We start from the raw sequence: 15,399 nt of genomic DNA on the forward strand, positions 1-15,399 counted from the left end.
ATCAGGCGGGCGTGGTGCCGGCGAGTAACTCGGCGATGGTCGGACCATCGGCGCGGGCCAGATCGTCCTGATACTTGAGCAGCACGCCCAACGTATCGCGCACGGATTGCGGATCGAGTTCTGTCACACCGAGCGCCGCGAGTGCGCGACTCCAGTCGATGGCTTCGGCAATGCCCGGCGCCTTGAACAAGTCGATGCCACGCAGGCGATGGATGAAATCGACGGCCTGCCGCTGCAATGCTTCGGCCGCTTCGGGTGCGCGCGCAGCCACGATCTGCAATTCGCGGTCGCGCGATGGATAACCCATCCATTGATACAGACAGCGACGCTTGAGCGCGTCATGCACTTCGCGCGTACGGTTCGACGTGATGATGATCAGCGGCGGCGTCTCCGCGCGCAGCACGCCGATTTCGGGAATCGATACCTGATATTCGGAAAGCACTTCGAGCAGGAACGCTTCGAACGGCTCGTCGGCACGGTCGATCTCGTCGATCAGCAGCACACGCGGCACACCCGGTGCAGCGGGATCGGGCATCAGCGATTCGAGCAAGGGCCGCTTGAGCAGGAATTCGTCGCGATAGAGCGACTGCTGCTCGGGACGTTCCCCACGCGCTTCGGCCAGACGCAACGCCATGATCTGGCGCGGATAGTCCCACTCATAGAGTGCACTGGCCGCGTCGAGTCCTTCGTAGCATTGCAGCCGCAACAGGCGCGTGCCGAGCATCGCGGCCATCGCATGTGCAAGCGCGGTCTTGCCGACACCGGGCTCGCCTTCGAGAAACAACGGCCGCTGCATGCGCAGTGCAAGGTAGAGCACCGTGGCGGTCTCGCGATCGGCGAAGTATTGCTGCGCGGCGAGTTGGGTGAGGGTGGTGTCGATGGAGGTTGGAAGCATTTGGATGTCGGCGAAACCCACCGTTTGTCTTGCTCCCCTCTCCCGCGAGCGGGAGAGGGGCTGGGGGTGAGGGCAGGCGGTTCAAATGAGACTAGTCAGCGATTGCACCTCATGCCCTCACCCCCACCCCTCTCCCACTTACGCGGGAGAGGGGAGCGCATAGCATAGGGCGGCGCGTTAAATTACCTACCTAGCCTTTCAACGCCTGTTCCACCGCACGGCTTGCCAGCACCGGAATCAGATGCGCCCGATACTCCGGCGATGCATGCAGATCGGCATTGAGTCCCGACGCATCCACCTTCACCGCTCTCGCCGCAGCCGGCGTAAAGCTCGCCGTCAATGCCTGTTCCAGTGCCGGTGCGCGAAACACGCTATCGGCCGCGCCAGTCACAGCCACGCGCACCGTCTTGCCGCTGCGCGCCACCATCACGCCGACCAGCGCGAAGCGCGAGGCTGGATTGCGGAACTTCACATAGCCGGACTGATCGGGCACGGGAAAGCGCACGGCCGTGATCAGCTCGTCGGGTGCGAGCGCGGTTTCGTACAAGCCCTTGAAGAAGCTGTCGGCAGGAATCTCGCGACGATCCGTCACGACCGTAGCGTTCAGCGCGAGCACCGCAGCGGGATAGTCCGCAGCAGGATCATCGTTGGCGAGCGAGCCGCCGAGCGTGCCCATCGCGCGCACCTGACGGTCGCCGATGCCGAGTGCCAGCGACGCCAGCCCCGGAATGCGGCGCATGACTTCCGCGTTGGCCGCCACATCGGCATGACGTGCTGCGGCACCGATGACCACGGCATCGCCCTGCACCTTGATATCAGCCATGCCGGGAATGCGCGCCACATCGACAAGCATCGATGGCGAAGCCAGTCGCAGCTTCATCGCGGCAAGCAGGCTTTGTCCGCCGGCTAGAAACTTGGCGTCGCCATCGGCCTTGAGTTTCGCCACGGCTGCCTGGGCATCGGTGGCGCGTTCGAACTGGAATGCGTACATGTCGTGTCCCCTTATGCCTTGGTAGCTTGCGCGGCCTGAATCGCCTGCCACACGCGGTGCGGCGTGGCCGGCATCTGCATGTCGCGCACGCCGAGTGGTGCGAGCGCATCGACCAGTGCGTTGATGAACGCAGGTGGCGAGCCAATGGCGCCCGCTTCGCCGCAACCCTTCACGCCGAGCGGATTGTGCGTGCATGGCGTGCCTGATGACGTTTCCACCGTGTAGTCGGGCAAGTCGCCAGCGCGTGGCATCGCGTAGTCCATGTAGGAGCCGGTCAGCAACTGGCCGCTGTCGGGATCGTAGATGCACTGTTCGAACATGGCCTGACCCAGGCCCTGTCCGATACCGCCATGCACCTGTCCTTCGACGATCATCGGATTGATCACGTTGCCGAAATCGTCCACGGCCGTGAACTTGACGACCTGCGACGCGCCGGTGTCGGGATCGACCTCGACCTCGCAGATATAGGCGCCGGATGGATACGTGAAGTTCGTGGGATCGTAGAACGCGTTTTCGTTGAGACCCGGTTCGAGTTTGTCGAGCGGATAGTTGTGCGGCACGTAGGCGGTCAGCGCCACCTCCCCGAACGTCTTCGTGCGATCGGTGCCGGCCACGCGGAACACGCCGTCGCTGAACTCGATGTCCGCGTCCGAGGCTTCCAGCAAGTGCGCGGCGATCTTCTTGGCCTTGGTTTCGATCTTGTCGAGCGCCTTCATGATGGCCGATCCACCGACCGCCAGCGAACGCGAGCCATAGGTGCCCATGCCGAACGGTACGCGTCCGGTGTCGCCGTGCACGATCTCCACGGCGTCCAGCGCAATGCCGAGCCGCTGCGCCACGATCTGCGCGAACGTGGTTTCGTGGCCTTGCCCGTGGCTGTGCGATCCGGTGAACACGGTGACGGTGCCGGTGGGATGCACGCGCACCTCGCCTACTTCGAACAGTCCAGCCCGAGCACCGAGCGCACCCGCGATGTTCGATGGCGCCAGCCCGCATGCTTCGATGTAGCAGGAGTAGCCGAGTCCGCGCAGCTTGCCTTGCTGCTTCGCCGCTTCACGACGCGCGGGGAAGCCTGCTACATCGGCCAGTTCCTGCGCGCGTGCGAGGCATGGTTCGTAGTCGCCGGTGTCATAGGTCAGGCCAACAGGCGTGGCATACGGGAAGCTGCGGATGAAGTTCTTGCGTCGCAGCGCGGCGGGGTCGGTGCCCAGTTCACGTGCGGCAGCTTCGACCAGACGCTCGACGACATAGGTGGCTTCCGGACGCCCCGCACCGCGATACGCATCGACGGGTGCCGTATTCGTGAACACGGCTTTCACCTCGGCATAGATCGCAGGCGTGGCGTACTGGCCGGCGAGCAGCGTGGCGTAGAGAATCGTCGGCACGCTGCTGGCGAACGTGGACAGGTACGCGCCCATGTTGGCCACCGTGTGCACGCGCATGGCGAGGAACTTGCCATCGGCATCCATCGCCAGTTCGGCGCGGGTCACGTGGTCGCGGCCATGCGCATCGGTGAGGAAGGATTCGGAACGCTCGGCGGTCCACTTGATCGGGCGGCCTACCTTCTTCGATGCCCAGGTCAGCGCCACATCCTCGGGATACAGGAAGATCTTCGAGCCGAAGCCGCCGCCGACATCGGGCGCGATAATGCGCAGCCGCGATTCGGGCAGTCCGAGCACGAAGGCGCCCATCAGTAGCCGTTCGACGTGCGGGTTCTGGTTCGAGACGTAGACCGTGTAGCCATCGTCCTGCCGCGTATAGCTGGCGTTGACCGCGCGCGGTTCGATCGCGTTGGGGATCAGCCGGTTGTTGACGATATCCAGCGTGGTCACGTGCGCGGCGCGGGCGAACGCAGCATCGGTGGCGGCCTTGTCGCCGTGGCCCCAGGTGTAGCAGGTGTTGTCGGGCACATCGTCATGCACCAGCGTGGAGGCCGCAGCGGCATCGGCCGGGCTGACCACGGCGGGCAACTCTTCGTAGTCGACATCGACCAGTTCGGCAGCATCGCGCGCCTGCTGCAGCGATTCGGCGATGACCAGTGCCACCTGATCGCCTACGTGCCGGGCCTTGCCGTGCGCCAGGGCAGGGTGGGGCGGCTCCTTCATCGGCGAGCCGTCGATGCTGTGGATCAGCCAGCCACACGGCAGGCCGCCCACCTTGTCGCCGGCCATGTCGTCGCCAGTGAGCACGGCGATCACACCGGGCGCGGCCACTGCCTGCGCGGTATCGATCGAGCGGATGCGTGCATGCGCATGTGGCGAGCGCACGAAGTAGCCGTAGCTCTGGTGCGGCAGCGTGACATCGTCGGTGTACTGGCCGTTGCCGGTGAGGAAGCGATAGTCTTCCTTGCGCTTGACCGGCGCGCCAATCAGCGAATGTTTCTCGGGTGCGTTCATGGCGGCCTCCTTATTCGGCGCTGGCCGTGGCCACGTTGCCCTGCATCGCGGCCTGCCCTTGCTGCACTGCACGCACGATGTTGTGATAACCGGTGCAGCGACACAGGTTGCCGTCGAGCTGCTCGCGGATGGCGTGGGCATCGGCGTTGGGCTGCTGGGCCAGCAGGGATGTGGCGGCCATCACCATGCCGGGCGTGCAGAAGCCGCATTGCAGGCCGTGGCATTCACGAAACGCCTGCTGCATCGGATGCATCTCGCCGTTGGTCGCCAGTCCTTCGATGGTGGTGACGCTGGCGCCGTCCGCCTGGAGGGCCAGCATGTTGCAGGACTTCACGGCGCGGCCGTCCATGTGGACGGTGCAGGCGCCGCACTGCGCGGTATCGCAGCCCACGTGCGTGCCGGTGAGTCGCAACTGCTCGCGCAGAAGCTGGACCAGAAGGGTGTGGGGTTCGACCTGGACGTCAACGGGCTTGCCATTGACCGTCAGGCGGAGGGAAATCGCCATGCTTGTCTCCATTGTGGGTGGAACGCGCATGGCCAGCTCCGACGACAATCCCGAATGACACTGCGCGGGACGGGCCACGACGCGGTACTGCCGCTTGGTTGGGACGGCTATTTCGTGATATTGGTGCTGCGGGTTTGCCGGTAATGTCGGCGCAGTGAACGAATCGCCGCGACAGGCTCTAACAGTTAATCACAAATCCCCCGGACTCGCCATGCGGTTTCCCCTGCCGCGTGCGACCCCGCCCCTGCCTGCCCAATGGAAGCTTTTACCGACTGGCTGTTCGATACGGTTGCCTTGCCCAAGGTGGGGCTGCCCGCCATCTTCGTGGTCAGCCTGATCAGTGCCACGCTGCTGCCGCTGGGATCGGAGCCGGCCGTATTCGGCTACATCAAGCTCAATCCCGGGATGTTCTGGCCGGCCATCCTCGTGGCCACGGCGGGCAACACCGTGGGCGGTGCCATCGACTGGTGGCTCGGCTACGCGGCCAAGCTGGCCGTGGTGCGCTATCGCCAACGCCGCCAGCACCATGAGCATGAGGTGGAGCACGCCCAGCATCGGCCCCACCCGCGCAAGCAGCACAAGCCGAAGCTCGATGCCAAGTATTTCCGGTGGATGAAACGCTGGGGCCCGCCCACGATGCTGGTGTCGTGGCTACCGGTTATCGGTGATCCACTGTGCACATTAGGCGGTTGGCTGCGGCTGCCGTTCTGGCAGAGCGTCTTCTATATGGGGATCGGCAAGTTCCTGCGCTATCTGGTGATGACGGCGAGCCTGCTATGGATTCCCGATTCGTTCTGGCATGGCGTGGGTGACGCTATCCGGCAGTGGTTCTGATTCTCAATCCGCACGAAAATGCCGAAACCGGGGGGATTTCCTGATGTTTTTGGCGGTTATTGTCGTCAAGTGATTATGTTGCGGCGCGGCAAAACGGGGCGTTGCAGTACAATCGCGTCTTAACTGACGATAAATTGCGCACCGTCCCCGTGCGCTGCTTCAAAGCGGTCCCGCCCATGAACGCCCCACTCGTGCTCGACGCCAAACTCGCAGCGCAGGACGCCCCGCCGCGCCTGCGCGAGATCCCCTATAACTACACGTCGTTTTCAGATCGCGAGATTGTTATCCGTCTGCTCGGCGAGGAAGCCTGGCGCATCCTGGACGAACTGCGCGGCGAACGCCGCACCGGCCGCTCCGCCCGCATGCTCTACGAGGTGCTCGGCGATATCTGGGTGGTCCGACGCAATCCCTACCTGCAGGACGACCTGCTCGAAAATCCCAAGCGCCGCCAGATGCTGGTGGATGCGCTGCATCACCGCCTTGCCGAAATCGAGAAGCGCCGCGCCGCCGACCGCGCCGAGCATGCCGAACCGGCCGCCGAGGATCGCTCGCATCGCGTGGAGCAATTGGTGGTCTTCGCCAAGCAGGCGATCGAATCGTTCAAGCAGGAATTTGCCGATGCCTATGCGCTGCGCAAGCGCACCCAGCGCGTGCTGGGCCGCATCACGCAGAAGGACAACATCAAGTTCGATGGCCTGTCGCGCGTCTCGCACGTAACCGACGCCACCGACTGGCGCGTGGAATACCCGTTTGTCGTGCTGACGCCCGACACCGAGGAAGAAATCGCCGGCATGGTGAAGGGCTGCTTCGAACTGGGCCTGACGATCATCCCGCGCGGAGGTGGCACTGGCTACACCGGCGGCGCCGTGCCGTTGACGCCATTCTCGGCCGTCATCAATACCGAAAAGCTCGAACGGCTCGATGCGGTCGAAATGACCGACCTGCCCAACGTGCCGCACAAGGTGGCGACGATCTTCTCGGGCGCCGGCGTGGTCACGCGCCGCGTGGCCGATGCCGCCGACAAGGCGGGTCTGGTCTTCGCCGTGGACCCGACGTCGATCGATGCCTCGTGCATCGGCGGCAACGTGGCGATGAACGCGGGCGGCAAGAAGGCCGTGCTGTGGGGTACGGCGCTGGATAACCTGGCGTGGTGGCGCATGGTCGATCCCGGGGGCAACTGGCTCGAGATCACCCGCATGGACCACAACCTCGGCAAGATTCACGATGTGCCGGTGGCCACGTTCGAACTGAAATGGTCCGATGGCGATCGCCGCCCGGGCGAAAAGGTGCTGCGCACCGAGACGCTGGCCATCGAAGGCCGCAAGTTCCGCAAGGAAGGTCTCGGCAAGGACGTCACCGACAAGTTCCTGGCCGGTCTGCCCGGCGTGCAGAAGGAAGGTTGCGACGGCATCATCACGAGCGCACGCTGGATTCTGCATCGCATGCCCAAGCACATCCGCACGGTCTGCCTGGAGTTCTTTGGCCAGCCGCGCGATGCGATTCCGAGCATCGTCGAAATCAAGGACTTCCTGGACGGCGAGTCGAAGCGCGAAGGCGGTGCGATTCTCGCTGGCCTGGAACACCTCGACGAACGCTATCTGCGCGCGGTGGGCTATGCCACCAAGAGCAAGCGCAACGCGTTCCCGAAGATGGTGCTGATTGGCGATATCGTCGGTGACGATGAAGACGCCGTGGCACGCGCCACCTCGGAAGTGATCCGCATGGCCAACGGCAAGAGCGGCGAAGGTTTCATCGCCGTGAGCCCGGAAGCGCGCAAGAAGTTCTGGCTCGACCGTTCGCGTACCGCCGCCATCGCGCGCCACACCAACGCCTTCAAGATCAACGAAGACGTGGTGATTCCGCTGCCGCGCATGGGCGAGTACACCGACGGCATCGAGCGCATCAACATCGAGCTGTCGATCAAGAACAAGCTCAAGCTGACCGACGAACTCGAAGCGTTCTTCGCACGCGGCAACCTGCCGCTGGGCCGCAGCGACGATGCCAATGAGATTCCCAGCGCCGAACTGCTCGAAGATCGCGTGCAGCATGCGCTGACGCTGCTGCGCGAAGTGCGCTCGCGCTGGCTCTACCTGCAGGGGCATCTCGATACGCCGCTGCAGATGGCCAAGGATTCGCTGATCGGTCACGGCCTGGGCCTGCTGGGTCCGGCATTCGAGCAGCGCCTGCAGGCGCAGCCGGACGCCAACGTATTTCATCTGCTGCAGGACCGCACGATCCGCGTGAGCTGGAAGCAGGAGCTGCGCGCCGAACTGCGCAAGATCTTCAACGGCGGCGAGTTCAAGCCCATCCTCGACGAGGCGCAGAAGATCCACAAGCAGGTGCTGCGCGGCCGCGTTTTTGTGGCGCTGCACATGCACGCCGGCGACGGCAACGTGCACACGAACCTGCCGGTCAATTCCGATGACTACGCGATGCTGCAGGACGCGCACGTCGCGGTGGCCCGCATCATGGATCTCGCGCGTTCGCTGGACGGCGTGATCTCGGGCGAGCACGGCATCGGCATCACCAAGCTGGAATTCCTGACCGAAGACGAGATCGGCGAATTCCGCGCGTACAAGCAGCGTGTGGACCCGCAGGGCCGCTTCAACAAGGGCAAGCTGCTGCCGGGCGCGGACCTGCGCAATGCGTACACGCCATCGTTCGGCCTGATGGGACACGAGTCCATCATCATGCAGCAGAGCGATATCGGCGCGATTGCCGACAGCGTGAAGGACTGCCTGCGCTGCGGCAAGTGCAAGCCGGTGTGCGCCACGCACGTACCGCGCGCCAACCTGCTGTACAGCCCGCGCAACAAGATCCTGGCAACGTCGCTGCTGGTGGAAGCGTTCCTGTACGAAGAGCAGACGCGCCGTGGCGTATCGATCAAGCACTGGGACGAGTTCTCGGATGTGGCCGACCACTGCACGGTCTGCCACAAGTGCGTGACGCCATGCCCGGTCAAGATCGACTTCGGCGACGTGTCGATGAACATGCGCAACCTGCTGCGCAAGATGGGCCAGAAGAAATTCAACCCGGGCGCCGCCGCGTCGATGTTCTTCCTCAACGCGACGAATCCACAGACCATCAACCTCGCGCGTACCGCGATGATGGGCGTGGGCTACAAGGCGCAGCGTCTGGGCAACGAGGTGCTCAAGAAATTCGCGAAGAAGCAGACCCAGCATCCGCCTGCAACGGTTGGCAAGCCGCCGGTGCAGGAGCAGGTGATCCACTTCATCAACAAGAAGATGCCGGGCAACCTGCCCAAGAAGACCGCGCGCGCGTTGCTCGATATCGAAGACAACGAGATCGTGCCGATCATCCGCAACCCGAAGACGACCACGGCCGAGACCGAAGCCGTGTTCTACTTCCCGGGCTGCGGCTCGGAGCGGCTGTTCTCGCAGGTGGGACTGGCGACGCAAGCGATGCTGTGGCACGTTGGCGTGCAAACCGTGCTGCCGCCGGGCTACCTGTGCTGCGGTTATCCGCAACGCGGCGCCGGCCAGTACGACAAGGCCGAGAAGATGGTCAGCGACAACCGCGTGCTGTTCCACCGCGTGGCCAATACGCTGAACTACCTCGACATCAAGACCGTGGTGGTCAGTTGCGGCACGTGCTATGACCAGCTCGCAGGCTACGAATTCGACAAGATCTTCCCCGGCTGCCGCATCATCGACATCCACGAGTACCTGCTCGAAAAGGGCGTGAAGCTGGAGGGCGTCACCGGTACGCGCTACATGTACCACGACCCCTGCCATACGCCGATCAAGACGATGGACCCGACCAAGCTGGTGAACGACCTGATGGGCGGCAACCAGGGTGGCGGCAAGATCGAGAAGAACGAGCGCTGCTGCGGTGAATCGGGCACGCTGGCCGTGACGCGGCCGGACATCTCCACGCAGATCCGCTTCCGCAAGGAAGAGGAAATGCGCCGCGGCGCCGACAAGCTGCGTACCGACGAATTCAACGGCGACGTGAAGATTCTGACGAGCTGCCCGTCTTGCCTGCAGGGTTTGTCGCGTTACAACGAAGATGCGACGGTCACCGCCGATTACATCGTCGTCGAAATGGCCAAGCACCTGCTCGGTGAAAACTGGATGCCGGAGTACGTGGCCAAGGCGAATTCGGGCGGGATCGAGCGGGTGCTGGTTTAAAAGCTACCTATACCCTCTGTTATGCGCTCCCCTCTCCCGCGTAAGTGGGAGAGGGGAGCACACTCCCTGAAATTTTCACGCCAACGCCATGCACCGACACCCCAACTGCCCCCTTTGCGAAGCCGATGGCGGCGAACTGGTCTGGATGGGGGATCGCGCGCGCGTGATCCTTGTCGAGCAGGATCGCTTTCCCGGTTTCTGCCGCGTGGTCTGGAACGACCATGCATCGGAACTGACCGATCTCGACGAGGCCGACCAGGCCTGGCTGATGCGGCTCGTGGCGCGGATCGAGCGGGTGGTGCGTGAAGTGATGACGCCAGACAAGGTCAACCTGGCGGCGTTTGGCAACATGGTGCCGCACCTGCACTGGCACATCATCCCGCGCTATCGCTGGGACACGCATTTCCCCGAGGCCATCTGGGCCGCCCCGCAGCGCAATGTCGAGCCGGCGCGGGTCGCCGAGCTTGCCAGCCGGCTGCCGACCCTGCGCGCCGCACTGTCGGCGCTGGAGCGTGCGGACTGAGAAGCGCCGACGGATTTCGTCGCCGCACGGTTTTCCACAGCTTGGTAAAGTGCCGTAACCGTCTGGTACGGAACCCTCCCGCGCGGCGGGACGTCTGACTCCGGTCGAACAACAACATGCCTGCCTGGCTGCGGCCCCGGCAGGCCAACCCGCTGGCGCCATGTCATCCACCCCGTCCACCCCGTCGTCTGTCACCGTGCCCGGTCCGGCTGTCCCGATCCAGGCACTCAAGGCGCAAAGCCAGCTTCGGCTGGCGGCCACCTGGGCACTGATCAAGCCATACTGGAAATCCGAGGACCGCAAGGCCGGGCTCGGACTCCTGCTGCTGGTGGTGGCGCTCAACCTCGGCATCGTCTACATCAACGTGCTGCTCAACGAGTGGAACCGCGTGTTCTACAACGCTATCGAGCAGCACGACTACGTCTCGTTCAAGGCGCTGCTGCTGCGGTTTTCGTGGATCGCCGCGGCCTTCATCGTCCTCGCGATCTTCCGGCAGTATTACCAGTTGATGCTGCAGATGCGCTGGCGGACGTGGATGACTGGAAAATTCATGCAGCGCTGGCTCGGGCATCAGGCGTACTACCGCATCGAGCAGACCCACTCCACCGACAACCCCGACCAACGGCTGGCCGACGATCTCCGCCAGTTCACCGACGGTGCGCTGACGTTGTCGATGGGGCTGCTGAACTCGGTGGTCACGCTGGTCTCGTTCATCGGCATCCTGTGGGTCGTGTCCGGTCCGATCAGTTTCGTGCTGGGCGGCGTAGACGTGACGATTCCCGGCTACATGGTGTGGTTCGCCATTGGCTATGCGATCGTCGGCTCCATCATCATTCACTTCGTCGGGCGGCCGCTGATCGGGCTGTCGTTCCAGCAGGAACAGTACGAGGCAAATTTCCGTTTCATGCTTGTGCGCTTGCGCGAAAACAGCGAGCCGGTGGCGCTATACCGGGGCGAACCCACCGAGCAGGCCGGGCTGCGCGGACGCTTCGAACGGATTCGCGCCAACTGGAGCCAACTGATGCGCTACACGCGGCGGCTCACGTTCGTGAGTTCGGGCTATGGCCAGTTCGCGATCATCTTCCCGTTCCTCGTGGCCGCGCCGCGCTACTTCTCGGGCAAGCTCACGCTGGGCGGACTCATGCAGATCAACTCGGCGTTCGGCCAGGTGCAGGGCGCGTTGTCGTGGTTCGTCGACAGCTACTCCACGCTGGTGGGCTGGAAAGCCGCCGCGAACCGTCTGATCGATTTTCAGGAAGCCATTCGCCTGGCCGAGCGCGAGGACCTGACCCACGAGGGCCCCGGCGACATCGAGGTGGTGGAGTCGGCCAGCGCGACGGATCGGCATATCGCGATCTCGGACCTGGCTCTCGCCCTGCCGGTGCGCAGTGGCCTGGATGCCGACGACGTGGGGATCGATCCGCTGGGTCATCCCGGCCTGCGACCCCTCGTGGCGCCGTTCTCGCTGTCAATCGGCCCCGGCGAACGCTGGCTGGTGAACGGTCCGTCGGGATGCGGCAAGAGCGTGCTGTTCCGCGCCCTGGCCGGAATCTGGCCGTATGGCAGCGGGCGCATCGCCATGCCGCGCGCGCGGTCGCTGTTCCTGCCGCAGCGCAGCTACCTGCCGATGGGCACGCTGGCCGACGCGCTGTCGTATCCCGACGTCGGCACGGCGCATACGCGCGAGGCGCTCGTCGAAGTCTTGCAGCAGGCACGGCTCGGCATGCTGGTTCCGCATCTGGATGTGTCTACCAACTGGTCGCTGCGGCTGTCGCCGGGCGAGCAACAGCGGCTGGCCTTTGCGCGGGCATTGCTCCAGAAGCCCGATTTCCTGTTCCTGGACGAGGCCACCAGCGCGCTCGACGAGGAAACCGAAGCGGCGATGTACCAGTTGATGGTCGATTCCCTCCCGGACGCGACCATCGTCAGCATCGCCCACCGCAGCACCGTGGCGGCGTTCCACGGCCGGCGCCTGAAATACGTACCGGTGGGGGCGGATGGGCAAGGCGAGGGCGGTGGAGTAAGCTATCGGGTCATACAAGATGCGTGACGGCGACGTCGCGCCCCTAACATGGCTGGCCTGGACAAAGACACCCCGCACCCCACCGCGCTGACCGTTCACACGCAGTCGCGCGTGCTTGAAGTCGGTTTCGACAATGGCCGCACCTGGCGGCTGCCTTTCGAGCTGCTGCGCGTGTATTCGCCTTCCGCCGAGGTCAAGGGCCACGGACCCGGGCAGGAAACGCTGCAGACCGGCAAGCGCGGCGTCGGTATCGCGGCGGTGGAGCCGGTGGGCAACTACGCGATCCTGATCCGTTTCGATGACGGCCACGACACCGGCATCTATACGTGGGACCTGCTGTACCGGCTGGGCGACGATCAGGACGCACTCTGGGCGGACTACCTGAAGCGGCTCGAAGCCGCCGGCGCCAATCGCGATACGCCGATGGCCGCCCCGGGTGGTCACGGTTGCGGCCACCATCATTGAATTCAGTACCTGGAGTCAGAGAATGAGCGAAACCCACTTCGGGTTCGAGAAAGTCGACGAACGGGAAAAGGCCGGCAAGGTAGCCGGCGTTTTCCATTCGGTGGCAAGCAAGTACGACGTGATGAACGACCTGATGTCCGGTGGCATGCACCGGCTCTGGAAGGTGTTCACCATCGCCCAGGCCAATGTGCGGCCCGGCCAGAAGGTGCTGGATATCGCCGGCGGCACGGGCGATCTGGCTAAGGCATTCGCCAAGCGCGCCGGCCCGACCGGCGAAGTCTGGCTGACCGACATCAACGAGTCGATGCTGCGCGTGGGCCGCGACCGTCTGCTGGACAAGGGTGTGGTCACGCCCGTGGCGCTGTGCGATGCCGAGAAGATTCCGTTCCCCGATAACTACTTCGATCTGGTGACGGTGGCGTTCGGCCTGCGCAACATGACGCACAAGGACAAGGCACTCGCGGAAATGCGCCGGGTGACCAAGCCGGGTGGCAAGGTCATGGTGCTGGAGTTCTCCAAGGTCTGGAAGCCGCTCGAAAAAGCCTACGATGTTTACTCGTTCAAGGTGCTTCCATGGCTGGGCGAACGCGTGGCCGGGGATGCCCCTAGCTATCGCTATCTCGCGGAATCGATCAGAATGCATCCAGACCAGGGTTCACTTGTACGCTTGATGGAACAAGTGGGCCTCGAAAAGGTCGAATACTTCAATCTGACGGCCGGAGTCGTGGCGCTCCACGTCGGTAGAAAGTACTAATTCGCCATATCCGGATAAAAAAGGCCGGAAATGACAGGGGATCACTGCATATGACTTCTTTTCGTGGAAAATTCCTCGCCCTCGCGCTGATTGCGACGGTGGCGTTCGGGGCGGCAATGGATGCCGAAGCCAAGCGCATGGGCGGTTCGCGCAGCGTCGGCAAGCAATCGTCGAACGTGACGCAGCAACGCCAGGCCACGCCTCCGCAGCAGAACACCGCTCCGGGCCAGCCGGCCCAGAACGCGGCGGCACCGGCAGCAGCGGGTGCGGCGGGTGGTGCAGCAGCTGCGGCACCGAAGCGTAACTGGGGCGGCATGCTCGGCGGCCTCGCGGCGGGCCTGGGTATCGGCTACCTGCTGTCGCACTTCGGTCTCGGTGGCGCAGCGGCCAGCATCCTGAGCAACATCATCCTGTTCGGCCTGATCGCACTGGTCGCCGTCTGGCTGTTCCGCAAGTTCCGTGGCTCGAAGACTTCGGGACAGCAACCGGCCTTCGCCGGCATGGGCAACGCCAGCAACGGTAGCAACAACCCGTTCGGCGGCATGAACCGTGAGGCAGAACCGACGCTGCGTCAGCAGGATGCCTCGCCGAGTTTCGGCGGTGCGGCTGCCAATCCGGTGATGGGTGGTGCAGCGGCGGGTGTCGCGGTTGCTGCGGCAGTGCAGCAACCGTGGGGCGTGCCGGCGGACTTCGATGTCGAGTCCTTCGTGCGCAATGCCAAGGTTCACTATGTGCGCCTGCAGGCTGCCTGGGACGCGGGCAATCTCGACGATATCCGCGAGTTCTCGACGCCGGAAATGTTTGCCGAACTAAAGATGGATCTGGCCGAACGTCCGGCCGGCGAAGTCAACAAGACCGATGTGGTCACGCTCGACGCCCAACTGCTGGGTATCGAGACCACCGCCACCCAGTACATCGCGAGCGTGCGCTTCTCCGGCATGATCCGCGAGAAGGCCGACGAGGCCGCCCAGCCGTTTGGCGAGGTCTGGAATCTGGCGAAGGCGACTTCCGGCACCGGCGGCTGGCAACTGGCTGGTATCCAGCAGGAGTCCTGATCGCTGACACGCTCCTGGCCGCGACGATGACATGAAGCGGCGGGCGAGTAGCTTAGAATGGAGGCCCACGTACGCGTGGGCCTTTTTTGTTGGGCCAAGCCCGAACTCCCGGACGCCATGAACGCTTTGCCGACCCCGCTGGCTGCACCGATCGTCGCCGCGTTGAATCACCTGATCGAACAGGAACCCTGGGCATGCAGCCTGCTGGCGCCGTTCGCTGGCCGCGTGATCGTCTTTGACGCCGCGGCGTTCGCCTTGTCGCTGCGCGTGACGGGGCAGGGCTGCATCGAGCAGGCGCCTGCCACGGAGACGCCGGCGGTAACGCTGCTGGTGCCGCTGCAGCAATGGCCGCTCGTGGTGGCCGATGTGGCCGAGGGCGGTCAAGCCGCTGCCATGCGCCACGTGCGGATCGAGGGTGACGCCGAGTTTGCCAATGCCGTGTCCACGTTGGCGCGTAACCTCCGTTGGGATGCGGCCGAAGACCTGTCGCGCGCATTGCGGGGCGTGATGGGCGGCCCGGTCAGTGACAGCGTGGCGCAGCGCATGGTCGATGGCGCGCGGCAAGTGCATGAGGGGGCCACGCGCGTGGGTCGGGCGCTGCTCGATAACGTGACCGAATACCTGCTCGACGAGCAGCCAACGCTGGTCCGCCATGCCGCGCTCGACGGTTTCAGTACTGATGTGGCGCGCCTGCGCGACGACCTGGCACGCCTCGAAAAGAAGCTGGACCGCCTCGAGCGGTCGGCCGATGGAGGAGCCCCAGCCCCGCTGCCTTCGGCCCACCGCTGATCCTGGCAGATGCTTTCC

Annotated in this window: 12 protein-coding genes; 8 read left to right on the forward strand and 4 right to left on the reverse strand. The window is 64.3% G+C overall.

Annotated features, from left to right (window positions below):
- Position 1: 1 nt before the first annotated feature.
- The 4 genes from FFS21_RS06490 to FFS21_RS06505 all read right to left on the reverse strand — a co-directional run bounded on the left by FFS21_RS06490 (position 2) and on the right by FFS21_RS06505 (position 4,787).
- A complete protein-coding gene (locus FFS21_RS06490) occupies positions 2 to 895 on the reverse strand; it encodes an AAA family ATPase (RefSeq protein WP_137924091.1) in 894 nt (297 codons plus the stop codon).
- Between the two features lie 190 nt (positions 896 to 1,085).
- A complete protein-coding gene (locus FFS21_RS06495) occupies positions 1,086 to 1,886 on the reverse strand; it encodes an FAD binding domain-containing protein (RefSeq protein ID WP_137924092.1) in 801 nt (266 codons plus the stop codon).
- A gap of 11 nt (positions 1,887 to 1,897) precedes the next feature.
- On the reverse strand, positions 1,898 to 4,282 hold the full coding sequence (locus FFS21_RS06500; RefSeq protein WP_137924093.1) for a xanthine dehydrogenase family protein molybdopterin-binding subunit: 2,385 nt from the start codon (positions 4,280 to 4,282) through the stop codon (positions 1,898 to 1,900).
- Between the two features lie 10 nt (positions 4,283 to 4,292).
- On the reverse strand, positions 4,293 to 4,787 hold the full coding sequence (locus FFS21_RS06505) for a (2Fe-2S)-binding protein (RefSeq protein ID WP_137924094.1): 495 nt from the start codon (positions 4,785 to 4,787) through the stop codon (positions 4,293 to 4,295).
- A gap of 255 nt (positions 4,788 to 5,042) precedes the next feature.
- Here FFS21_RS06505 and FFS21_RS06510 point away from each other — a divergent pair, with 255 nt between their 5' ends.
- The 8 genes from FFS21_RS06510 (at position 5,043) to FFS21_RS06545 (ending at position 15,381) form a co-directional block, all read left to right on the forward strand.
- On the forward strand, positions 5,043 to 5,621 hold the full coding sequence (locus tag FFS21_RS06510; protein WP_137924095.1) for a YqaA family protein: 579 nt from the start codon (positions 5,043 to 5,045) through the stop codon (positions 5,619 to 5,621).
- A 176-nt stretch (positions 5,622 to 5,797) separates the two neighbouring features.
- Entirely contained in the window at positions 5,798 to 9,772 is a 3,975-nt protein-coding gene (locus FFS21_RS06515; protein WP_137924096.1) for a DUF3683 domain-containing protein, read from the forward strand.
- A gap of 88 nt (positions 9,773 to 9,860) precedes the next feature.
- Positions 9,861 to 10,295: an HIT family protein gene (locus tag FFS21_RS06520; protein ID WP_137924097.1), complete on the forward strand. Its 435-nt coding sequence runs from the start codon at positions 9,861 to 9,863 to the stop codon at positions 10,293 to 10,295.
- Between the two features lie 160 nt (positions 10,296 to 10,455).
- Entirely contained in the window at positions 10,456 to 12,345 is a 1,890-nt protein-coding gene (locus FFS21_RS06525) for an ABC transporter ATP-binding protein/permease (protein WP_137924098.1), read from the forward strand.
- A 21-nt stretch (positions 12,346 to 12,366) separates the two neighbouring features.
- The gene (locus FFS21_RS06530) at positions 12,367 to 12,783 is read left to right on the forward strand and encodes a gamma-butyrobetaine hydroxylase family protein (protein ID WP_137924099.1); all 417 of its coding nucleotides are present in this window, start codon (positions 12,367 to 12,369) and stop codon (positions 12,781 to 12,783) included.
- 22 nt (positions 12,784 to 12,805) lie between these two features.
- Positions 12,806 to 13,537 (forward strand): bifunctional demethylmenaquinone methyltransferase/2-methoxy-6-polyprenyl-1,4-benzoquinol methylase UbiE, encoded by a 732-nt coding sequence (gene ubiE, locus FFS21_RS06535; protein ID WP_137924100.1) that lies wholly within the window; start codon positions 12,806 to 12,808, stop codon positions 13,535 to 13,537.
- A 50-nt stretch (positions 13,538 to 13,587) separates the two neighbouring features.
- Positions 13,588 to 14,592, forward strand: coding sequence for a Tim44 domain-containing protein (locus FFS21_RS06540; RefSeq protein ID WP_137924101.1), 1,005 nt, complete (start codon positions 13,588 to 13,590; stop codon positions 14,590 to 14,592).
- A gap of 117 nt (positions 14,593 to 14,709) precedes the next feature.
- Complete coding sequence (locus tag FFS21_RS06545) at positions 14,710 to 15,381, forward strand: ubiquinone biosynthesis accessory factor UbiJ (RefSeq protein WP_137924102.1); 672 nt, start codon at positions 14,710 to 14,712, stop codon at positions 15,379 to 15,381.
- The last annotated feature ends 18 nt before the right edge of the window (positions 15,382 to 15,399 follow it).

This window comes from Cupriavidus sp. 2SB (assembly GCF_005503625.1).
Classification (GTDB): Bacteria; Pseudomonadota; Gammaproteobacteria; order Burkholderiales; family Burkholderiaceae; genus Cupriavidus.